Raw genomic sequence first — 20,038 nt, 5'->3', positions numbered from 1 at the left:
CGCACCCGCGCCCCCGCCACGACCGGAAGGGTCCCGTCCTCGGACGGGGCCCTTCCGTCGTCCCCGGACCCACCTAGTCTTGGGGCCATGCCCCGGCACATCACGACGACCATCCAGGACGGCATCGGACACGTGCGCCTGTCCCGGCCCGACAAGCTCAACGCGCTGACGCTCGACATGCTCGACGACCTCGCCGCGGCGGCCCACGGGCTGCGCTCCGACCGACGGCTGCGGGCCGTCGTCGTCTCGGGGGAGGGGGACTCCTTCTGCGCCGGGCTCGACTTCGGCTCGGCGATGAAGAAGCCGTCGGCGATCGCGTCGCGCTTCGTCCCGCGGCCGTGGCGGGGGACCAACACCTTCCAGGAGGCGCCGTGGGCGCTGCGCCGCCTGCCCGTGCCGGTCATCGCGGCCGTGAGCGGGCACTGCCTCGGTGGCGGGCTGCAGATCGCGCTTGCTGCCGACTTCCGCATCACCCATCCCGAGGCGACGTGGTCGGTGCTCGAGGGCCGCTGGGGGATCATCCCCGACATGTCCGGCGTGCAGGCCCTCTCGGAGCTCGTCGGCATCGACGTGGCGAAGAAGCTGACGATGACCGCCGACAAGATCTCGGGGACCCGGGCGCACGAGCTCGGGCTCGCGACCGAGGTCGCCGCCGACCCCGTGGCCGCGGCCACCGAGCTCGCGCAGCAGCTGGCGACCCGTTCGCCGGACGCGCTCGCCGCGACCAAGCGGCTCTTCGACGGCACGTGGAACCGCAGCCCGCGCTACACCTTCTCCCGTGAGCGAAGGGAGCAGCTGCCCCTGCTCTTCGGGCCCAACGCCGCTCGGGCACGAGCGGCCAATGCCCGCAAGGAGTCCCCCGACTTCCTGCCCCGTCAGCGACGGATGGTCCCGTGAGCGGCGGCCCCCGCAACCAGACCGGCTTCCTCCCGATCGTCCCGGAGGACCTGCCCGAGGGCTGGACGACCCGGGTGCCCGACGAGACCGACGTCGACGAGCTCATCGCGCTCGTCTCGTCGGCCAAGCGGGCGGTCGACGGCTCCGGTGCCGTCGAGGCCGAGCTCGTCGCCGGCGAGGCCGTCGGTGAGGGCTCGTGGACCCGGCGTCAGGTCGTCGTCGCTGATCCGCAGGGTGCGATCCGGGTGTGGGCCCGGGTGCACGACCGGGCGGCCGGCCGGTCCAACGTCGACCTGACCGCTGACCCGGCGCTCGGTCGCGAGGACGGTCAGGCGCTCGCGGCCTCGCTGCTCGCCTGGGCCGAGGCGGTCGCGCTGCGCATCTCCCGCGGGCGCGGGCTCGGAGGCACCCGGCTCGACGTGTCGGTGCACGAGGACGACGACCGCCTGCGCAGCATGCTCGAGCCGGCCGGCTTCACCCGAGCGCGTCGGTGGCTGCAGATGAGCCGGCCTATCGGTCCCGGCGACGCCGAGCTCGCCGAGACCCGCGAGGGCGTCGTCGTGCGCCAGGTCGCGCGCCGCGAGGACGGCACCCCGGTCGCGGCGGACCTGCAGGCGGTCTACCGGATGATCGAGGAGTCCTTCGCCGACCACTTCAACTCCTATCGCGAGTCCTTCCCGGAGTTCCTCTCGCGGCTGCGCGAGGCGCCCGGCCACCGGTGGGACCACTGGTGGATCGCCGACATCGAGATCGAGGGCCAGTGGGTGCCCGGCGGCGCCGTGGCCGCAGCGGTGCTGCCCGAGGACGCCGACGGCCACGAGGGCACCTACATCGACTACATCGGCGTCCACCGCCTGGCCCGCGGTCGCGGGGTGGCCAAGTCGCTGCTCCACGCCGTCATCGCCGACACCGCTCGCCGCGGCCGCAACCGCGTCTCGCTCGAGGTCGACGCCGACAGCCCGACCGGCGCCGACGGGATCTATGCGTCGATGGGCTGGGTCACCCGCTATCGCACCGAGTCCTGGCACCGCGACGTGCGTGCCGAGGGCACCGACGCCCCGGTGCCGCAGGCCCGCCTCGACGAGTCCTGAGCTTCCCCTTTCGCACGACCTGAGGCCGCATTGCCCAACGGCAATGCGGCCTCAGGTCGCTGCCCTGCTGCATTGCCGTTGGGCAATGCGGAGTCCGGGGAGCGTCAGGCGTCGATGCGCCGGGTCTCGATGGTGAAGTCCTGCGCCCGCAGGCGCTCGATGAGCGGGGCGGCCATCGCGACCGCGGGGGTGAGCACGCCCCCTTCGCTCGTCAGGTCGTCCTGGGCGAGGCACAGCGCGGCCTCGCCGAGCATGATCGCCGTGCCGTTGTAGCCGGGGTCGGCCTTGGCCGCGACCGTCGTCGCGTACTGCGCGCCACCGGTCGTGGAGGCGACGACCTCCATCGTGAAGCGCCCGTTGACCCGCGTCTGCTCGTCCGGACCCTCGCCCGGCTCGGGCAGGAAGCGGTCGACGACCCGACGGGTCGGCGCGAAGGACAGGCCGGCGACGAGACCGAGCAGGCCGGCGGTCATGCCGGTGGCGGCGAAGGGGGACTTCGCGCGGCTGCCGAAGTCGGTCACCTCGTGGTAGCGGAAGGCACGGCCGTAGGCCCAGCCGAGCAGGGCATTGCTCCGGCGCACGATGCGCGTGTTGTACGACGCCATGATGAAGGGGCCGGTCCAGTGACCGTCGGCGGTGCGGCGCACCGGCAGCCGGGAGCCGACCTTGCCGAGCGCCGAGCGCACCCGCGAGTGCTCGGTGGTCGTCGGGGCGACCTCGGCCCGGTCGGCGCTCGTCGGCTCGGCGGCGCGGTCGGGGCTCAGGCCGTAGGGGTCGTTGATGACGCGCCGGTCCTCGACGGACTCGCGCGCGGCGATCGTCTGCCGGCGCATCGAGTCGATCGTGCCGCCGGAGAGTCCGCCGCGCAGGCGGCGCACGAAGAGCACCGTGTCGGTCAGCTCGCCGGCACCCTCCTCGCGGGCGACCCGGGCGGTCTCCCAGACGCCGATGTCGGAGGGGATCGAGTCGAAGCCGCACGAGTGGACGACCCGGGTGCCGGAGCGCTGGGCCACCTCGTGGAAGGCCTCGGCGGAGTCACGGACGAAGAGCACCTCGCCGGTGAGGTCGGCGTAGTGCGTGCCGGCGACGGCGCAGGCCTTGACGAGCTCTCGCCCGTAGGCGGCATACGGCCCGACCGTGGTCACGAGGACGCGCGTGCGGGCGGCGAGGTCCGCGCAGGCGGCGGGGTCGGAGACGTCGACGACGACCCGCGGCCAGGTGGCGGCGGCGCCACCGAGCTCGGCGGCGAGGGCGTCGAGCTTGTCCCGCGAGCGTCCGGCGAGGGCGACGCGCAGGCCGTCGGGGGCGTGGTCGCGCAGGTGCGCCGCGGTGAGTCGACCGACGAAGCCGGTGGCTCCGACAAGCACGACGTCGAGGTCGCGGGCAGCGGTGGGTGCAGTCATGATTCGACACTAACCCGTTGTGCCCCAACCTGTTTCATGTTCAACCGACTCGCCCCCTTCCCCTGCGGGGCACTCTCCGATAGACAGGGAGCCCGGGGACGATGCCGTCCCTCCTCTCGACTGTGAAGGAGTAGCACCATGACGCAGCCTCCGAACGAGACCCCTGACCTGCCCGAGGAGGCCATCGGCGGCGTGCCCGTCGAGGCCCCGACCGCCGGTGACGGCGGTGCGGACGGCGCCGCTGGTGACGGCGGCGCCGACGGCGCCGCTGGTGACGGTGGCGCGGACGGAGCCGCTGGTGACGGTGGCGCGGACGGTGCCGCTGGTGACGGTGGCGCGGACGGTGCCGCTGGTGACGGTGGCGCGGACGGAGCCGCTGGTGACGGTGGCGCGGACGGAGCCGCTGGCGACGGCGCTGCCGGTGACGGTGGCGCCGACGGCGGAGCCTGAGTGACCGACGCCCACGAGGCCGGTGCACCCGCGCGGTGCACCGGCCTCGCCCGCGTCACCGACCTCGGCCCCGAGGAGCTCGAGCGCTCCTGGGGTCGAGAGCCCCGGCACGTGACCGCGGCGGCGCTGCCGACCCCCTTCGGCGACCTGCTGACGACCCGTGACGTCGACGACCTGCTCTCGCAGCGCGGCCTGCGCACGCCCTTCCTGCGCGTGGCCCGCGACGGGCACACGCTCGCCGACGCCGACTTCACCCGTGGCGGTGGCGTCGGCGCGGGCGTGACCGACCAGCTCGACGACACCGAACTGCTGCGCCTCTTCGCCGAGGGGCACACCCTCGTCCTGCAGGGTCTGCACCGCACCCACCCGCCGGTGCTCGAGCTCGCTCAGGACCTCGCCGCCGACCTCGGCCACCCCGTGCAGGTCAATGCCTATGTCACCCCGCCGAGCAGCCGCGGCTTCGCCGCCCACTACGACGTTCACGACGTCTTCGTCCTGCAGACCGCGGGGGAGAAGCGCTGGCGCCTGCATGCTCCCGTCCAGCCGCACCCGCTGCGTGACCAGCCGTGGCAGGACCGACGCCCGGCCGTCGAGCTGGCGGCCGCCGGCGAGCCGCACCTCGAGATCACGCTTCGGCCCGGCGACGTGCTCTACGTGCCCCGTGGCTGGCTGCACTCGGCGACCGCCCTCGGCGGCGTGAGCACGCACCTGACCGTCGGCATCCACGTGTGGCACCGCGGACACCTCGCCGAGGCCGTCCTCGACGCCGCGCGAAGGGGGCTGGCTGCGCAGGAGTCGCAGCGCACCTCCCTTCGCCCCGGGGTGGACGTCGCCGACCCCGAGGCCATCGCCGACGACCTCGCCGCCGTCCGCGAGGCGCTGCTGCAGGCCGTCGCCGACGTCGACGCGAGCGCCGTCGCCGCACGGCTCGCCGCCCGCCAGCGCGCGGCCCAGCGGCCGGCGCCGGTGGACCCGGTCGGGACCGTCGAGGCCCTCGCCGACGGGCTCGACGACCTCCCCATCGCGCCCCGCGCCCACCTGCAGGCTTCGCTCGAGACCGGCGCCGAGGGCGCGGTCCTCGTCAGCCGGGCCGGGCGGCTGCCCCTCACCGACGACGACGCGGCGGCGGTGACGGCCTGGCTCGCCGGCGCGGTGCCCGCCGTGCTCGACCCCGACCTCGCCCGGCGGCTCGTCGTCGCCGGGGTGGCGGTGCCCGCCGCCGAGCGCCCCGCGTAGGGTCGCGAGCGTGAGCACGACCCCCTCCGCGAGGCCCACCCGGTGCTCGCTCGCCGCCCTCGAGCGCGGCGACGTGCCGGTCGGCACCGCCGTGCCCGCGCGCTACTGGATGCTCGTCGGTCACCCCGGCCCGTGGCCGGCCAAGCCGATCGCGGCGCCCGACATCGCCGACGTCCGCGCGGACCTCGACGCGGCCCTGGGGCGCTTCGGTGCCCGGCTCCAGCTCATCCGCCGGCACGGCCGGCTCGAGGGCGACCAGGTCGAGGCCGAGGGGCTGCAGCAGGTCTTCCTCGTCGACGTGCGGCGCGGGCTCGTCGGCCGCGCCCGCTGGGAGCGGCCCGAGGACCTCGTCGCGCTCGCGGGGCGCTTCGACGACCTGCCCGACCCGACGAGCGAACCGCTCTTCCTCGTGTGCGCCCACGGGCGCAAGGACGTCTGCTGCGCGGTCGAGGGGCGGGTCGTCGCCGCGGTCCTCGACGACGCCCTGCCCGGTGCCGTCTGGGAGACGACCCACCTCGGCGGCGACCGCTTCGCCGGCAACGTCGTGATCCTCCCTGAGGGGTCGATGTACGGCCGGCTCACCGGCGACACCGCGCCCCGGGTCGTCCTCGACCACCTCGACGGTCGGGTCGACCTCGACCGCTGGCGTGGCCGTTGCTCCTGGCACCCGGCGGCGCAGGCCGCGGCCCACGACCTGCTGCGCACCGACCCCTCCGTGCGCCTGCCCGACCTCGCACCGCCGCGCCTCGAGGCCGCCGGCGAGGACGCCTGGCTGGTCCACCTCGACCACGGTGGGCGGTCCTCCCTTCGTCATGTCGTGCGCACGATGAGCGCGCCCCACCAGCTCACCTGCGGAGGGGCGCCCAAGGTGCAGGCGCTCTTCGACGTGACACCGGGCTGACCGGTGTGAGATCCGTCGTCGCAGGCCGGTGCGAGGCTCGTCCCCGAGGCGTCAGCGGCTACGATCTGGGCCCATGACGACGACGCCGCAGACGAGCAACGCAGCCGACGACCACCTCTCCGAGTGGGCCGACCGCCAGGCCAAGGCGGAGGCGATGATCCCCGTCGTGGGCCGCCTCTACCGCGAGTTCGGGGTCGTGACCTCGATCCACGGCCGCGCCCTCCTCGGCCAGTCCTCGACCGACGTGCTCAAGGCGCACCGCTTCGCCCGTCGCGTCGACATCGAGCTGACCGTCGACGACACCCTGCCGATGCTCGAGGCGCTCACCGCCCTCCAGCCCGGCCCGGCCTCCATCGACGTCGCCCGCCTGCACCGTCGCCGCCTCGAGGCCGGCGATGGCGTCGCGCTCGAGGACTTCCTGCGCTCCGAGCTCGCTGACGTCGTCGGCAAGCACGGCGAGGGCGAGCTGCCGAGCACCGACGTCGTCCTCTACGGCTTCGGCCGCATCGGCCGCCTGCTCGCGCGCATCCTCATCGAGCACGCCGGCACCGGTCACGGCCTGCGCCTGCGCGCTATCGTCGTGCGCAAGGGCGCCGACAACGACCTGTCCAAGCGCGCCAGCCTGCTGCGCCGCGACTCGGTCCACGGCTCCTTCGCCGGCACGATCACCGTCGACGAGGAGGCCAGCACGATCCTCGCCAACGGCACCCTCATCCAGGTCATCTACTCCGACGACCCGTCGAGCGTCGACTACACGCAGTACGGCATCAACGACGCGATCGTCGTCGACAACACCGGTAAGTGGCGCGACGAGGAGGGCCTGTCCAAGCACCTCGCCTGCCCCGGCGTCTCCCGCGTGCTGCTCACCGCCCCGGGCAAGGGCGGCCTGCCCAACATCGTCAGCGGCATCAACGACGCGATGATCGGCGACAGCAAGGTCGTCACTGCCGCCTCGTGCACGACCAACGCGATCGTCCCGGCGCTCAAGGTCGTCAACGACGAGTACGGCGTCGTCGGTGGCCACATCGAGACGGTCCACTCCTTCACCAACGACCAGAACCTTATTGACAACTTCCACAAGGGCGAGCGGCGTGGCCGCTCGGCGGCGCTCAACATGGTGCTCACCGAGACCGGCGCCGCCAAGGCCGTGGCCAAGGCGCTGCCCGAGCTCGAGGGCAAGCTCACCGGTAACTCGGTGCGCGTGCCGACCCCCGACGTGTCGATGGCGATCCTCAACCTCACGCTGGAGAAGAGCGTCGAGCGCGAGGAGCTCAACGACTTCCTGCGTCAGGCCTCGCTCTACGGCGACCTGCACAAGCAGCTCGACTACATCGACAGCCCCGAGGTCGTCTCGACCGACTTCGTCGGCAACCGTCACGCCGGCATCGTCGACGGCCGCGCGACGATCACCTCGGGCGACCGGGTCGTCCTCTACGTCTGGTACGACAACGAGTTCGGCTACTCCTGCCAGGTCGTGCGCGTGCTCGAGGAGATGGCGCAGGTCCACCCGCCGGCCTTCCCGGCAGTCTGATCGAGGCGAGCGACGGTCCGTCCCCGGCTACGGCCGAAGGGGGCGGACCGTCGCCTTGTCCCCGCCGCAGGTGCGCCCCTCCTCGGGGGCGTCGACGATCCGGGCGGCGTTGAGCACGGAGAGCGAGTCGAAGCTCGGCCGCCCCTCGATGACCGAGCGGTACTCGTAGCGGGTCAGGCGCTGGGCCCGGCACCGGTCGTCGAAGGTCAGCACGTCGAAGCTGCTCGGCTGGCCGACGAGCTCGGCATCGGGACCGCCGACGAAGTGCGAGAGGGTGCCGCCGCCGGTGAAGGTGCCGACCTGCAGCCGGTTGCCGCTCACCTGCGGCACGTGCCCGTGGCCGTGGACGCGCAGCCGGCCGGGAGCGTCGTCGAGCGCGGGCTCCTCGTGGGAGACGGTGATGTCCGGCGCCTCGGTCTCGCCGAGGGCCTCGACCCACCGCTCGCGCGCCGCGACCTGCTCGTCGGTGCTGCCGTCGTCGGCGTCGCCGTAGTAGCGCGGGTCGTTGAAGCCCGCGATCCGCAGGCCGCCGACCTCGATCTCCTGGTACTCGCCCGAGCCCGGCTCGAGGAGCGTCACGCCGTCGGTGCCGGCGAGGTCGTCGAGCAGCTGGGTGTCGTCGACGGCGCTGCGGTCGTGGTTGCCGGAGACGAAGACATAGGGGACCCCGAGCGAGGAGATCGACCGGTAGAGGTTGCTCAGCCCGGCCTCCTGCACCCGACCGAAGTTGATCAGGTCGCCGGAGTCGATGACGACGTCGATGTCCTGCTCGCGCACGATCGTGCGCATGAGCGCGTACTGGTTGGAGGCGTGCACGTCGGAGACGAGCAGCACCTTGAGCGCGGCGGAGTCGTCCTCGGCCTCGGGTGCGTACTCCTGCTGCATCGCCGTCGACAGCGCGAGGAGGTTGCGCAGGTAGGGCGTGGCCTGGTCGGCCCGCTGCTCGACGTCGTCGAGGAGGTCGCGGTTGGCGATGGCCAGCTGGAGCAGCCCGCTCGAGCGCAGCTCGACGAGGCGGTCTGGGTCGTAGGTGCGCCAGGCCGACAGGCCCAGGGTCGACAGGGTGACCGCGGTGACGAGGCTCGCGCCGACGACGGTCCGGCGGTGCGGGAGCGTGCGACGGCGCAGCCGGACCACGCCGAGGCACAGGAGCAGACCGAGCACGCCACCGGCGGCGAAGCGCAGCCCGACCCCGGTCGCGGCGTCGGTGATGACCCGGGTGCGCTCCTGCGGGCTGACGTCGAGGCTCGCGGCGTCGAGGTTGCCCGAGGCGACGAGGTCGGTGATCGAGGGCTTGACCCGCGGCGAGACCTGCACGCCGGGGGCGATGCCGGCGAACTGCGCGGACACGCTGCCGACGACCGTGTCGGTGCCGATGTGCGACCGGTCCGTCCAGCTCGGGGACAGGCGCACGTCCGCGGCGTAGTAGTCGGTCTCGACGGTCACGGGCCACAGCGAGGCGGTGACGAGCCCGCCGGTGACGACCGCGGCGACGAGCGCCAGGGTCGCCGCGACGAGGCGCAGGCGGGCGGTCCAGGACATGCGGCCCACTGTAGGCAGAGTCGACCTGAACCCCAGTTGCTACTGACGAGTAATACGGTTTAGGGTCAGCCCCATGGATGCTGATGCCATCGTCGTGGGCCACGGGCTGGCCGGACTCGTCGCGACCGCGGAGCTGGCGGATGCCGGCCGCAAGGTCCTTCTCGTCGACCAGGAGAGCGTCGCCAACATCGGCGGTCAGGCGCACTGGTCCTTCGGCGGGCTCTTCTTCGTCGACAGCCCCGAGCAGCGGCGCATGGGCATCAAGGACTCGGCCGAGCTGGCCCACGGCGACTGGATGAACACCGCGGGCTTCGACCGCGAGGAGGACCACTGGCCGCGGCAGTGGGCGCAGGCCTACCTCGACTTCGCGGGCGGGGAGAAGCGGGCCTGGCTTCACGAGCAGGGCATGCGCTGGTTCCCCATCGTCGGCTGGGCCGAGCGCGGCGACGGCTCGGCCCACGGCCACGGCAACTCCGTGCCCCGCTTCCACATCACGTGGGGGACCGGTCCCGGGGTTGCCGCTCCCTTCATCCGCAGGGTCGAAGAGGCCCGTGAGCGTGGGCTGGTGACCTATGCCCACCGGCACCGCGTGGACGAGATCATCGTCGAAGGGGGTGCCGTCACCGGTGTCCGTGGGGTCGAGCTCGCGCCCGACGACGCCGAGCGTGGCGTGGCGACCAACCGCGACAGCATCGGTGGCTTCGAGCTGCGGGCCCCCGTCGTCCTCGTCGCCTCGGGCGGCATCGGCGGCAACCACGACCTCGTGCGCGCCAACTGGCCCGAGCGCCTCGGCACGCCGCCGAAGCACATGGTGACCGGCGTGCCGGCGCACGTCGACGGTCGGATGATCGCCATCACCGAGGCCGCCGGCGGCAACCTCATCAACCGCGACCGGATGTGGCACTACGTCGAGGGGATCCGCAACCACTCGCCGATCTGGGCCGGTCACGGCATCCGGATCCTGCCCGGGCCGAGCTCGATGTGGCTCGACGCCGAGGGCAACCGGCTGCCCGCGCCGCTGCTGCCCGGCTACGACACCCTCGGCACGCTCGAGCACCTGCGCGCCACCGGTCACGACCACTCGTGGTTCGTCACCAACCGGTCCGTCGCGGGCAAGGAGTTCGCCCTCTCGGGCTCCGAGCAGAACGAGGACCTCACCGGCAAAGACGTCGCCGGGGTCCTGCGCAAGCGCTCGCTCGCCGACGTCACGCCGTCGATGCAGGCCTTCCTCGACAAGGGCGCCGACTTCGTCCTGGCCGACACCGTCGAGGAGCTCGTCGCGAAGATGAACGAGCTCGTCGAGGAGGGCGAGCCGCGGCTCGACGTCGCCCACGTCAAGCGGCAGCTCGACGAGCGCGACGCCCAGCTCGACAACCCCTATGGCAAGGACGCGCAGATCGCCGCGATGCGGGTCGCCCGCGCCTACCGCGGCGACAAGATCTCCAAGCGCGCCTACCCGCCGCACAAGCTGCAGGACCCGAAGAAGGGCCCGCTCGTCGGCGTCAGGCTGCACGTGCTCTCCCGCAAGACGCTCGGTGGCTTCGAGACCGACCTGTCCTCGCGGGTGCTCGGTCACGACGGGGCGCCCGTGCCGGGCCTCTACGCCGCCGGTGAGGCGGCGGGCTTCGGCGGTGGCGGCCTGCACGGCTACCGCGCCCTCGAGGGGACCTTCCTCGGCGGCTGCATCTTCTCCGGGCGCACGGCGGGTCGCGCCATGGCCGAGGAGATCGGCGACTGATCCAGCCCGCACGGGACCACACCGGGGCATAGGGTGACGGCGGTCACGACAGAAGGGGGACCGCTGCATGTGGGCAGCGTTGCGGTACCGCAGGGGGCAGGTCATCGCGCTTGCCCTCGTCTCCGCCCTCGTGACGACCTGCGCGGTCTTCGCGCCCGTCTTCGCGCGGAGCATCGACCAGGGGCTGCTGCGGGTGCACCTCACCGAGGCCGACCGGGCGACGACGGCCACGACGATGACCCGTCCGCGCACCTCGACCGAGCGCACCCTCATGCCGCAGACCCTCGCCGACGAGGTGCCCGCCGGTCTGCAGGCCGTCTCGGGCGAGCCCATCACCGGGCTGCGCTACGCGACCAACCTCAGCCCGGCGAAGGGCCGCAAGGCCTCGCCGGCCCTGCTGCGCACCCGCTCCGGCCTGTGTGACCACGTCGAGATCGAGGGGCGCTGCCCGCAGCAGGGCGGTGAGGTCGTCGTCTCCGCGGCGGACGCCAAGGCCTGGGGGTGGAGGCAGGGCACCGAGCTGCTCATCCCGCAGGCGAAGTACTCGCGCTTCGACCCCGACGAGCCCGACGTGCCGCTCGAGGTCGTCGGCATCTACTCCGTGCCCGACGAGGACGCCGACTACTGGCTGGGCAACCGGCCGGACGGCAAGTCCGGCGTCCCGCACCCCGACCTCGACAACCTCCCGGGGCTCGACGACCTCTTCACCGTCGACGCGACCTTCGCCGACGCACTGCCGACTGCCTCCGTCAGCGTCGACCTGCCGCTCGACACCTCCAAGGCCACCCTCGACTCGCTGCCCCGTGCTGCGGCCGCCGTCGAGGATCTCGGCGAGGAGCACCCCGAGATCACCGTGAGCGATTCCGCCGGGACGATCGTCTCCGGCATCGAGACCGGACGCTCGCAGACCGCGGTCATCGTCCCCTTCGTCATGGTGCAGCTGGCGCTGCTGTCGGTGCTCGTGCTCTTCCTCGTCGCCCAGTCCGCCGTCGACCAGCGGCGCCACGACGTCGCCCTCGCCCGGCTGCGCGGACGCTCACGCTCGGGCGCCCGGCGACTGCTGCTCGGCGAGCTCGTCGTGCCGGTCCTGCTCGGACTGCCCCTCGGCGTCGTCGCCGCCATGCTGCTCGCCCTCGGGGTGCGGGCGCTCATGCTGCCGGGGGGCATCCCCTTCGAGATCCCGCTCGCGGTCGTCCCGTGGACGCTCGGGGCGCTGCTGTTGTCGGTGCTCGCCGTGCACCTCGCCTCGCGACCCGTGCTGCGCGAGCCGGTCAACGACCTGCTGCGCTCGGTGCGGCCGACCGGTGCGGGTGGCTCCGCCGTCGTCGAGATCGTCGTCGTGGTCCTCGCTGCCGTCGGGGTCGTCGGGCTCGCGACCGGCGCGCTCAGCGGGCCGGCCGCCCTCGCCACCCCGACCCTGCTCGCCATCGCCGTCGGCGTGCTCGCCGCCCGCCTCGTGCCGTGGCTCGCCGCCCGCCGGGCGACCTCGGCGATGCGTCGGGGACGCGTCGCCGCGGCCATCGCCGGGCACGGCATCGGCCGCCGCCCGGCGGCCCGACGGGTCCTCGTCGTCACGACCGTGGCCACCGCGGTCGCCGTCTTCGGGGCCAATGCGGTCGTCGTCGCCGATCGCAACCGGCTCGCCCGCGCCGAGCTGGAGACCGGCTCCCCTGCCGTGCTGTCGGTGGACTCGCCCACCGCGCCGGCGCTCCTCGACGCCGCGACCACCCTCGACGAGCACGACATCGATGCCGCGCCCGTGGCCCTCATCCGGCCCAAGGCCGACACCGCCGGCGCGACGATGGCGGTCGACCCCGAGGCGCTCGTGCGCGTCGCCCACCCCGAGGCCGTGAGCGGTCTCGACGTCGACGCCCTGGCCCTGCCCGAGCAGGAGCCCGTCCGGCTGCCGGCCGGCGACGTGACCGCGCGGGTGACCTGGGACCTGCGCGGGCTCGGCGACGCCGAACCCCCGACGCTCCTGCTCGACATGACGACCCGCGAGGGGGATGCCCGCTCGGCGGAGATCGCGACCCTCGGGCCCAAGGGCACGGGCCAGGTCACGGTCGACTCCCCGCTCTTCTGCTCGGCGGGCTGCCGCCTCGCCGGCATCCGGGTCGGGACCTCGGGCGTCACCGGCAGCAGTGTGCGCGGCACGGTCACCGTCACCGACCTGTCCGTCGCCGGCCGCCCGCTGCCCGTGGGCAGCCAGAGCACGTGGGAGGACGAGAAGGCCGGTGACGGCACCGGCCTGACCCTCACGGCGAAGGGGAAGTCCCTCACCCTCGGGGTCGCAGCCGCCGACGGCGCCGACGTCGCCGCCCACGTCACCGACGTGCCGCGACCGGTGCCCGCGATCGTCTCGGGAGAGGTCGCGGAGAAGGGCGACACGGTGCAGGTGCTCGACGTCGCCGGCGGTCAGACCGACGTCGTCGCCGCCCAGCACGTCGCGGCGCTGCCGGCCGCGACCGACGCCGGGGTGCTCGTCTCCCTTCGCGCCCTGGCGCGGGTGACGGGCGAGCTCGACACCACCCGCACCGACCGCGAGCTGTGGCTCGCCGACGCGTCGCCGGGCACCCTCGAGCGGGCGCAGGAGGCGCTCGCCGACGAGGGCGTCGCCGTGCGCTCGGTGCGCACGACCGAGCAGGCCGACCGGGTCTTCGACCAGTCGGCGTCCGGGTGGGGGCTGCAGCTCGCGCTCATCGGTGGGGCGCTCGCCGTCGTCCTCGCGGCGCTCGTCCTGCTCATCCTCGCCGTCACCGGCTGGCGGGCTACCGTGCGCGACCTCGCCGCCCTGCGGGTCAGCGGTGTGGCGGCGAAGGACATCGGTCGCGCCCTGCGCACCGAGCACCTGACGAGCGTCGCCGTCGGCGTCCTGCTCGGCGCGCTGTGCGCGCTCGCCGGGTCGTGGATCGCGCTGCCGGCGCTGCCGCTCTTCACCTCGCGCGCAGCGGTGCCCGCACTCGACCACTCGCCCGCCTGGGTCGCGGTGCTCGCCGCGACGGTCGGGGTCGCCGTCGTCCTGCTCGTCGTCGCCCTGCTGCTCGCGGCCGGCGTGCGCCGTCGGGTCACCCTCTCGGCCGCGAGGGGGGAGCCGACGTGACCGGTCTGCCGGTGCGCACCCACGGGCTCGTGCACATCTACCGCACCGAGGGGCACGACGTCGCCGCCCTCTCGGGCGTCGACCTCACCGTCGCGGCGGGCGAGCGCATCGCGCTGCTCGGGCCGAGCGGTGCGGGCAAGTCGACGCTCCTCGCACTCTTCGGCGGCCTGCTGCGCCCGAGCGCCGGCCGCATCCACGTCGGCGACCACGAGCTGTCGGTGATGTCCGAGGCGCAGGTCGACGCCTTCCGCGCGCAGGAGGTCGGCATCGTCCTGCAGGGCGCCGCGCGCAACCACCTGCCGTGGCTGTCGGTGCGGGGCAACATCGACTTCGCCCAGCGCTCGGCCCGCCGCTCAGGGCGCACCGTGCCCGAGGTCGACGACCTGCTCGAGCTGCTCGGGCTCACCGACGTCGCCGACGCCCCGCTCGACGGGCTCACCCCGGGCGCCCTCCAGCTCGCCGCACTCGCGGTCGCGCTCGCCTCCGGGCCGGGGCTGCTCCTCGGCGACGAGCCGACGAGCCAGCTCGACCACGACTCCCGCGACGTCGTCCTCGAGGCCATGGCCGAGGTCGGGCGCACCCTCGGCACGACGATCGTCGTCGTCACCCACGACCCCGACGTGGCCGCAGCATTTCCCCGGACCGTGACGATCCGCGACGGGCGGGTCGGTGGCGAGGGGCGCAGCGGCGAGGAGTACTCCGTCGTCGCCGCCGACGGGTCGCTGCCGCTGCCCCCGCCGGCGCTCGACGCCTTCCCGCCCGGCACCCTCGTGCGCGTCCACCGGGCCGACGACGGCACCTGGCAGCTGATCACCGATGAGGAGGGCGCATGAGCCCGGGCAGCCCCGCCACGACGAACGCCCCGGACCGGACCGGAGGGGCCCTCGTCCTCGACGACGTGAGCGTGCGCTACGGAGAGATCATCGCGGTCGACGGCGCGAGTGCCACAGCCCGCCCGGGAGAGGTCACCGCCGTCACCGGTCACTCCGGGGCGGGCAAGACCTCGCTGCTGTGGGCGGTCGGCGGGCTGCTCGCGCCGGGGCAGGCGAGCGGCTCGATCACGCTGGGGGACACCGAGATCGGCGAGGAGGCGACCTCGCGCGCCGCCGGTGCCGTGCTCATCCCGCAGGGCAGCGCCCTCGCCGAGGCCCTCACCGCCCGCGACAACGTCGCGGTGCCACTCGTCGCAGCCGGTGTGCCCGGCGGGGACGCGCTCGCCCAGGCCGACCACGCGCTCGCCTCCGTCGGGCTCGACGAGCACGGCGACCACCTCGCCGAAGAGCTCTCCGGCGGTCAGCGGCAGCGCGTGGCCGTGGCTCGGGGACTGGCGCTGGCCTCCCTTCGCCTGGGGGCGGGGGCGGCGGTGCTGCTCGCCGACGAACCCACCTCCGAGCTCGACCACGACACCCGCGAGCGGGTCGTGGTGCTGCTCGAGGACCTCGCCCGCCGCGGCGCGACGGTGCTCCTGGCGACGCACGACCCCGAGGTCGCCGAGATCGCCCCCGCCCGCTGGCACCTCGACGACGGCCGCCTCACCCCGACCCCCTGACTCTGCAAGACCCTAGGGTTTTGCAGGGTTGGGGCCGGGCAACTCTGCAGGACCCTAGGGTTTTGCAGGGTTGGGGGGCCGGGCGAAGGGGGTGGCTCAGGCGGTGAGCAGGATCTTGCCGATGTGACCGCTCGCCTCGAGCTCGCGGTGGGCGTCGGCGGCGCGCTCGAGCGGGTAGGTGCCCTGGACGATCGGGCGCACGGCACCGTCCTCGACGAGCGGCCACACGTGCTCGCGGACCGCGGCGACGATCGCCGCCTTTTCCGCAGCGGGGCGGGCCCGCAGCGAGGTCGCGATGACCGCGGCGCGCTTGCTCAGCAGCTTGCCGAGGTCGAGCTCGCCCTTGCGGCCGCCCATGAGGCCGATGACGACGAGCCGGCCCGACGTCGCCAGCAGGTCGACATTGCGGGGCAGGTACTTGGCGCCCATGAGGTCGAGGACGACGTCGGCCCCGTGACCGTCGGTCGCCGCGCGCACCTCCTCGACGAAGTCCTGCTCTCGGTAGTTGACGAGGATCTGCGCGCCGAGGTCGCGGCAGACGTCGAGCTTGTCCTGCGAGCCGGCAGTCACCGCCACCCGCGCTCCGGCGGCCGTGGCGAGCTGGATCGCCATCGTGCCGATGCCCGACGACCCGCCGTGGACGAGGAAGACCTCGCCGGGCTGGAGGTTGGCCGTCATGAAGACGTTGGACCAGACCGTGCACGCGACCTCGGGCAACCCCGCGGCCTCGGTGAGGCTCACTCCCTTCGGCACGGGGAGGAGCTGTGCCGCAGGCACCCGGACCTGCTCCGCATAGCCGCCACCGTCGACGAGGGCGCAGACCTCGTCGCCCACGGACCAGCCCTCGACACCGGGACCGACCTCGCGGATCGTGCCCGAGACCTCGAGGCCCGGCAGTGGCGAGGCGCCCGCGGGCGGCGGGTAGTGCCCGAGCCGCTGCATGACGTCGGCGCGGTTGACCCCGGCGGCCACCATGTCGACGACGACGTCGCCCGGGCCGGCCGTGGGGGCCTCGACCTCGGTGACCTGCAGGACGTCGGCGTCACCGGGCTCGGTGATGGAGACGCCGCGCATCAGGAGACCTTGTCCAGCTCTCCCTGGACGGACTGCATGGCCTCGGGCAGGTGACCCGCGGACTTCTTGTAGAAGCTCGCCGCCTGGCGCGTGGCCATGGTGCGGGCCAGGCCCATCGCCAGACCGGCGAGGGCGGCGAAGGCGATGGCCTCGCCGATGGGGTTCTCGGGGTTGTTGGGGTCGATCGTCTCGCCCTTGCCGAGGCGCGACCACGCGATGGAGATGACCTTGTTGGCGACGATGCCGGCGATGATCGCCGAGCCGGTGCCCAGCACCTTCCAGACCATGTTGCCCACGAGACGTCCTTTCGTACACACACGCTGCGGAGGTGGCGACGGTCGCCGCCACCCGGTACGTCTCCAACCCTGCCACAGGACGGGCACGGCGGACCGCCCGTCCACCCGCGCGGCTATGCTGGCCGGGCACGACAGGGGAGCGCAGCAGCGCTGAGAGTGCGGGTGACCGCAGACCCTCGTACCTGATCCGGCTAGCACCGGCGTAGGGAGTCGAGTCTCAGGGAACGTCGTCGACGCACGGCCCGTGGCCGGGTGACGGCGCCCATCCCTCCCTGTGGAACCCACACAGGAGAAGCATCAGCATGACCACCACCAAGACGCCGGCCGCGTCCCGCGCCGGCACCGTCCTCGCGACCCGCCCCCTCATGGGCTGGCGCACCGTCGACCTGCTGACCGTCGCCTTCCTCGGCGTGGCCTTCGGCGTCGCCTACTGGGGCTACAACCTCGTCTACGCCGGGCCGCTCTCGGTCGTCGGCTCCGCCTTCCAGCCCGCGATGGGCCTCGTCGTCGGCTTCTGGTTCATCGCCGGCGTCGTCGGTGGGCTCGTCGTGCGCCGCCCCGGCGCGGCCGTCGCGTGCGAGCTCATCGCCGCGGTCGTCTCGGCGCTCTTCGGCAACCAGTGGGGCGCGACGACGATCCTCTCCGGCCTCGCGCAGGGCATCGGCGCCGAGCTCGCCTTCGCGATCTTCGCCTACAAGGCCTTCGGCCCGGCCGTCGCGCTGCTCGCCGGCGCCCTGTCCGCCCCGCTCGAGTGGGTCTACGAGATCGTCTGGTACTTCGCCGACTGGACCTGGACGTGGAAGCTCGCCTACCTGCCCCTCATGGTCGTCTCCGGCATCGTCATCGCCGGCCTCGGCGGCTGGGCCCTCACCCGGGCGCTCGCCGCGGCCGGTGCGCTCAACCCCTTCCCCCCGGGGCAGGAGCAGCTCGAGCGCAGGGCCGTCTGATCCCAGCGGTGTCGGAGGTCGAAGGGGGTGCCCGTGGCGCCGTCGAGGTCCACGGGCTGACCTGGCGTCCCGCAGGTCGGCGGGAGCCGGTCCTCACGGACGTCGACCTGAGCCTGCGGCCCGGCGAGCGGGTGCTGCTCGTGGGGCCGAGCGGGTCGGGCAAGTCGACCCTGCTCCGGGCCCTCGCCGGCCTGCTGCTCACCGTCGACTCCGGCGACCTCGCCGGTGAGGTCACCGTCGACGGCGTGGCGCCCGGCGAGCGGGCGGGTGCGGTCGGGCTCCTCCTCCAGGAACCCGGGTCGGGCACCGTGGCGGCGACGGTCGGTCGCGACGTGGCCTTCGGGCTGGAAAACATCGGCCGGCCCCCCGCCGAGATGCCGGCCGTCGTCGCGTCCTGCCTCGACGCCGTCGGCCTGGGACACCTGCCCCTCGACACCCCGACCCACGCCCTGTCGGGCGGCCAGACCCAGCGACTCGCGCTCGCCGGGGCCCTCGCCCTGCGACCGGGGCTGCTCCTGCTCGACGAGCCGACCGCGATGCTCGACGCCGACAGCGCCGCGCAGGTGCGCGATGCCGTCGTCACCGCGGCGGCCGGGCTGACGACGGTCGTCGTCGAGCACCGCCTCGAGCCCTGGCTCGAGCACGTCGACCGGGTGCTCGTGCTCGGCCGCGACGGGCGCATCCGCCACGACGGTGACCCGCGGAGGGTCCTCGCCGAGCACGGCGAGAGCCTGGCGGCCGACGGCATCTGGGTGCCGGGCGTGCCGGCTCCTGAGCCGCTCGACGTCGACCTCGGTCCCCTGGTCCGCCCTCCGGCGCCCGCACGCGGCGCACCCGCACCCGGCGCGCCGGTGCTCACCGCCGAGCCGCTGCGGGTCGAGCGGCGGCGCAACCACCTCGACGGGCGCAGCGAGCTGACGACCGCGCTCGTCACGCAGGCCCCGCTGACCGTCGCCGCGGGCCGGGCCACGGCGCTCGTCGGACCCAGCGGTGGGGGCAAGAGCACGTGGCTGGCCACGATGGCTGGACTGGTGCCCCCTTCGTCGGGGCGGGTGGTGGTCGGCGACGACGCGGGAGCCGATGCTCCCGAGGTGGCGGACCTGCCGGCCGACGAGGTGGCGCAGCTGCTCGGCTGGGTGCCGCAGTGGAGCTCGAGCGCGCTGCTCGCTCGCACGGTCCTCGACGAGGTCCTGCTCACCGGCCGCACCCTCGGCACGGCCGACGAGGACGCGGCCCGGCACCTGCTCGACGTGCTCGGCCTGGCGCACCTCGAGCGCGCCGACCCGCAGACCCTCTCGGGTGGGGAGCAGCGTCGTCTCGCCGTCGCCGCGGCCCTCGCGCACGGCCCGGCTGCCGTCCTCGCCGACGAGCCGACCGTCGGCCAGGACCGAGGCACCTGGGCGGCCGTCGCCGGCCTGCTCGCTGCGCACCGTGCCCGGGGTGGCGGCGTCGTCGCCGCCACCCACGACCCCGACCTCGTGGCCCTCGTCGACGAGGTCCGCGCGGTCCGGCGCCCTCCGGCCGACCCGCCCCCGCCGGCTCCTCGTGCGGTGCTCTCCGCGTGCGGGCCGCTCTCGCTCTTCGCCGCGGCCGTCGTCCCGATGGTCGCCGCGGTCCTCTCGCCGGGCTGGCAGGTCTCGCTCGTCGTCCTCGCCCTGCTCGCCGTCGGCGCCGTCGTCGGCCTGTCGACGCTGCCCGGCACCGGACCAGGCTGGACCACCGCGCGTCGCTGGCGGGGGCTGGCCCTGCGGCTCGTGCCTGCCCTCGTCGGCGCCCTCGGCGTGGGCTGGTCGACGTGGCTGCTCGGCACCCACGACGTCGAGGTCGCCGTCTCGGCGGCGCTGCGGCTGCTCGTCATCGTCGTGCCGTCGGCGATCCTGCTCGGTTTCGTCGACCCGGACGACTTCGCCGACCACCTCGGTCAGCGGCTGCACCTGCCCGCCCGACCGGTCGTCGCGCTGGGCGCCGCCCTGCAGCGGGTCCAGTCCTTCGGGGCGGCGTGGTCCGAGGTGGGCTGGGCGCGGCGGCTGCGGGGCCAGGGCGTGACCTGGCGCCGGCCGGCCGGGGTCGTGGCGCACCTGTGGGCGTCGACCTTCGGCATGCTGCTGCGCTCGCTCGGCATGGCCGCGACACTCGCCGTCGCGATGGACGCGCGAGGCTTCGCCTCGGCCGGTCGGCGCACCTGGGCGGAGCCTGCGCCCTGGCGACGGGCGGACACGCTCGTCGTGCTCGCCTCGCTCGTCACCGTCGTCGTGGTGCTGCTCGCGCGCCGGTGACGACCGG

The 20,038-nt window shown here is 74.1% G+C and carries 16 protein-coding genes and 1 riboswitch; of the genes, 12 read left to right on the top strand and 4 right to left on the bottom strand.

Annotated elements, in window-relative coordinates; all coding sequences use genetic code 11:
• The first annotated feature begins 87 nt into the window (after nucleotides 1-87).
• Together ACQBJO_RS15740 and ACQBJO_RS15735 are read left to right on the top strand one after the other, a co-directional pair.
• Complete coding sequence (locus ACQBJO_RS15740; protein ID WP_421008950.1) at nucleotides 88-897, top strand: crotonase/enoyl-CoA hydratase family protein; 810 nt, start codon at nucleotides 88-90, stop codon at nucleotides 895-897.
• Nucleotides 894-1,988 carry a GNAT family N-acetyltransferase gene (locus tag ACQBJO_RS15735; RefSeq protein ID WP_255184637.1) on the top strand — a complete coding sequence of 365 codons (1,095 nt, stop codon included), beginning with the start codon at nucleotides 894-896 and terminating at the stop codon, nucleotides 1,986-1,988. Before ACQBJO_RS15740 ends, ACQBJO_RS15735 begins: the two co-directional genes overlap by 4 nt.
• A gap of 104 nt (nucleotides 1,989-2,092) precedes the next feature.
• On the opposite strand, the gene ACQBJO_RS15730 is transcribed toward ACQBJO_RS15735, so the two are convergent.
• Nucleotides 2,093-3,391, bottom strand: coding sequence for a saccharopine dehydrogenase family protein (locus tag ACQBJO_RS15730; RefSeq protein ID WP_421008949.1), 1,299 nt, complete (start codon nucleotides 3,389-3,391; stop codon nucleotides 2,093-2,095).
• A 138-nt stretch (nucleotides 3,392-3,529) separates the two neighbouring features.
• Between ACQBJO_RS15730 and ACQBJO_RS15725 the strand changes: the two genes are divergently transcribed.
• From ACQBJO_RS15725 to ACQBJO_RS15710, 4 genes are all read left to right on the top strand, one after another.
• The gene (locus tag ACQBJO_RS15725; RefSeq protein WP_421008948.1) at nucleotides 3,530-3,841 is read left to right on the top strand and encodes a hypothetical protein; all 312 of its coding nucleotides are present in this window, start codon (nucleotides 3,530-3,532) and stop codon (nucleotides 3,839-3,841) included.
• The gene (locus ACQBJO_RS15720; RefSeq protein ID WP_421008947.1) at nucleotides 3,842-5,077 is read left to right on the top strand and encodes a cupin domain-containing protein; all 1,236 of its coding nucleotides are present in this window, start codon (nucleotides 3,842-3,844) and stop codon (nucleotides 5,075-5,077) included.
• A 10-nt stretch (nucleotides 5,078-5,087) separates the two neighbouring features.
• On the top strand, nucleotides 5,088-5,978 hold the full coding sequence (locus ACQBJO_RS15715) for a sucrase ferredoxin (protein WP_421008946.1): 891 nt from the start codon (nucleotides 5,088-5,090) through the stop codon (nucleotides 5,976-5,978).
• Between the two features lie 73 nt (nucleotides 5,979-6,051).
• Nucleotides 6,052-7,509, top strand: a complete 1,458-nt coding sequence (locus ACQBJO_RS15710; RefSeq protein ID WP_255184632.1) for a glyceraldehyde-3-phosphate dehydrogenase — start codon at nucleotides 6,052-6,054, stop codon at nucleotides 7,507-7,509.
• A gap of 27 nt (nucleotides 7,510-7,536) precedes the next feature.
• On the opposite strand, the gene ACQBJO_RS15705 is transcribed toward ACQBJO_RS15710, so the two are convergent.
• Nucleotides 7,537-9,051 carry a metallophosphoesterase family protein gene (locus tag ACQBJO_RS15705; RefSeq protein ID WP_421008945.1) on the bottom strand — a complete coding sequence of 505 codons (1,515 nt, stop codon included), beginning with the start codon at nucleotides 9,049-9,051 and terminating at the stop codon, nucleotides 7,537-7,539.
• Nucleotides 9,052-9,124: 73 nt separating this feature from the next.
• On the opposite strand from ACQBJO_RS15705, the gene ACQBJO_RS15700 reads away from it, so the two are divergent.
• The 4 genes from ACQBJO_RS15700 (at nucleotide 9,125) to ACQBJO_RS15685 (ending at nucleotide 15,438) form a co-directional block, all read left to right on the top strand.
• Nucleotides 9,125-10,789, top strand: coding sequence for an FAD-binding dehydrogenase (locus ACQBJO_RS15700; protein ID WP_421008944.1), 1,665 nt, complete (start codon nucleotides 9,125-9,127; stop codon nucleotides 10,787-10,789).
• Between the two features lie 67 nt (nucleotides 10,790-10,856).
• Nucleotides 10,857-13,889, top strand: coding sequence for an FtsX-like permease family protein (locus tag ACQBJO_RS15695; protein ID WP_421008943.1), 3,033 nt, complete (start codon nucleotides 10,857-10,859; stop codon nucleotides 13,887-13,889).
• On the top strand, nucleotides 13,886-14,722 hold the full coding sequence (locus ACQBJO_RS15690) for an ABC transporter ATP-binding protein (RefSeq protein ID WP_421008942.1): 837 nt from the start codon (nucleotides 13,886-13,888) through the stop codon (nucleotides 14,720-14,722). Before ACQBJO_RS15695 ends, ACQBJO_RS15690 begins: the two co-directional genes overlap by 4 nt.
• A complete protein-coding gene (locus ACQBJO_RS15685) occupies nucleotides 14,719-15,438 on the top strand; it encodes an ABC transporter ATP-binding protein (RefSeq protein ID WP_421008941.1) in 720 nt (239 codons plus the stop codon). Before ACQBJO_RS15690 ends, ACQBJO_RS15685 begins: the two co-directional genes overlap by 4 nt.
• Nucleotides 15,439-15,534: 96 nt before the next feature.
• On the opposite strand, the gene ACQBJO_RS15680 is transcribed toward ACQBJO_RS15685, so the two are convergent.
• A complete protein-coding gene (locus tag ACQBJO_RS15680) occupies nucleotides 15,535-16,512 on the bottom strand; it encodes an NAD(P)H-quinone oxidoreductase (RefSeq protein WP_255184626.1) in 978 nt (325 codons plus the stop codon).
• Entirely contained in the window at nucleotides 16,512-16,799 is a 288-nt protein-coding gene (locus tag ACQBJO_RS15675; RefSeq protein ID WP_255186383.1) for a DUF4235 domain-containing protein, read from the bottom strand. Before ACQBJO_RS15675 ends, ACQBJO_RS15680 begins: the two co-directional genes overlap by 1 nt.
• Nucleotides 16,800-16,931: 132 nt before the next feature.
• Nucleotides 16,932-17,034: riboswitch (TPP riboswitch) on the top strand.
• Between the two features lie 76 nt (nucleotides 17,035-17,110).
• Between ACQBJO_RS15675 and ACQBJO_RS15670 the strand changes: the two genes are divergently transcribed.
• Both ACQBJO_RS15670 and ACQBJO_RS15665 read left to right on the top strand, forming a co-directional pair.
• The gene (locus ACQBJO_RS15670; RefSeq protein WP_255184625.1) at nucleotides 17,111-17,755 is read left to right on the top strand and encodes an ECF transporter S component; all 645 of its coding nucleotides are present in this window, start codon (nucleotides 17,111-17,113) and stop codon (nucleotides 17,753-17,755) included.
• A gap of 8 nt (nucleotides 17,756-17,763) precedes the next feature.
• Entirely contained in the window at nucleotides 17,764-20,031 is a 2,268-nt protein-coding gene (locus tag ACQBJO_RS15665; protein WP_421008940.1) for an ATP-binding cassette domain-containing protein, read from the top strand.
• Nucleotides 20,032-20,038: the final 7 nt, after the last annotated feature.

The sequence above is a fragment of the Janibacter zhangyanbonis genome (assembly GCF_050507325.1).
In the GTDB taxonomy this organism is placed as follows: Bacteria; Actinomycetota; Actinomycetes; order Actinomycetales; family Dermatophilaceae; genus Janibacter.
Note: the sequence above shows the minus strand (reverse complement) of the source record. Positions and strands in the feature narration are given on the sequence as shown.

Coding starts and splice junctions, on each gene's coding strand:
- ACQBJO_RS15680 (WP_255184626.1), bottom strand. CDS start 16,512: ATGCGCGGCGTCTCCATCACCGAGCCCGGTGACGCCGACGTCCTGCAG.
- ACQBJO_RS15710 (WP_255184632.1), top strand. CDS start 6,052: ATGACGACGACGCCGCAGACGAGCAACGCAGCCGACGACCACCTCTCC.
- ACQBJO_RS15725 (WP_421008948.1), top strand. CDS start 3,530: ATGACGCAGCCTCCGAACGAGACCCCTGACCTGCCCGAGGAGGCCATC.
- ACQBJO_RS15700 (WP_421008944.1), top strand. CDS start 9,125: ATGGATGCTGATGCCATCGTCGTGGGCCACGGGCTGGCCGGACTCGTC.
- ACQBJO_RS15730 (WP_421008949.1), bottom strand. CDS start 3,391: ATGACTGCACCCACCGCTGCCCGCGACCTCGACGTCGTGCTTGTCGGA.
- ACQBJO_RS15675 (WP_255186383.1), bottom strand. CDS start 16,799: ATGGTCTGGAAGGTGCTGGGCACCGGCTCGGCGATCATCGCCGGCATC.
- ACQBJO_RS15670 (WP_255184625.1), top strand. CDS start 17,111: ATGACCACCACCAAGACGCCGGCCGCGTCCCGCGCCGGCACCGTCCTC.
- ACQBJO_RS15685 (WP_421008941.1), top strand. CDS start 14,719: ATGAGCCCGGGCAGCCCCGCCACGACGAACGCCCCGGACCGGACCGGA.
- ACQBJO_RS15740 (WP_421008950.1), top strand. CDS start 88: ATGCCCCGGCACATCACGACGACCATCCAGGACGGCATCGGACACGTG.
- ACQBJO_RS15695 (WP_421008943.1), top strand. CDS start 10,857: ATGTGGGCAGCGTTGCGGTACCGCAGGGGGCAGGTCATCGCGCTTGCC.
- ACQBJO_RS15705 (WP_421008945.1), bottom strand. CDS start 9,051: ATGTCCTGGACCGCCCGCCTGCGCCTCGTCGCGGCGACCCTGGCGCTC.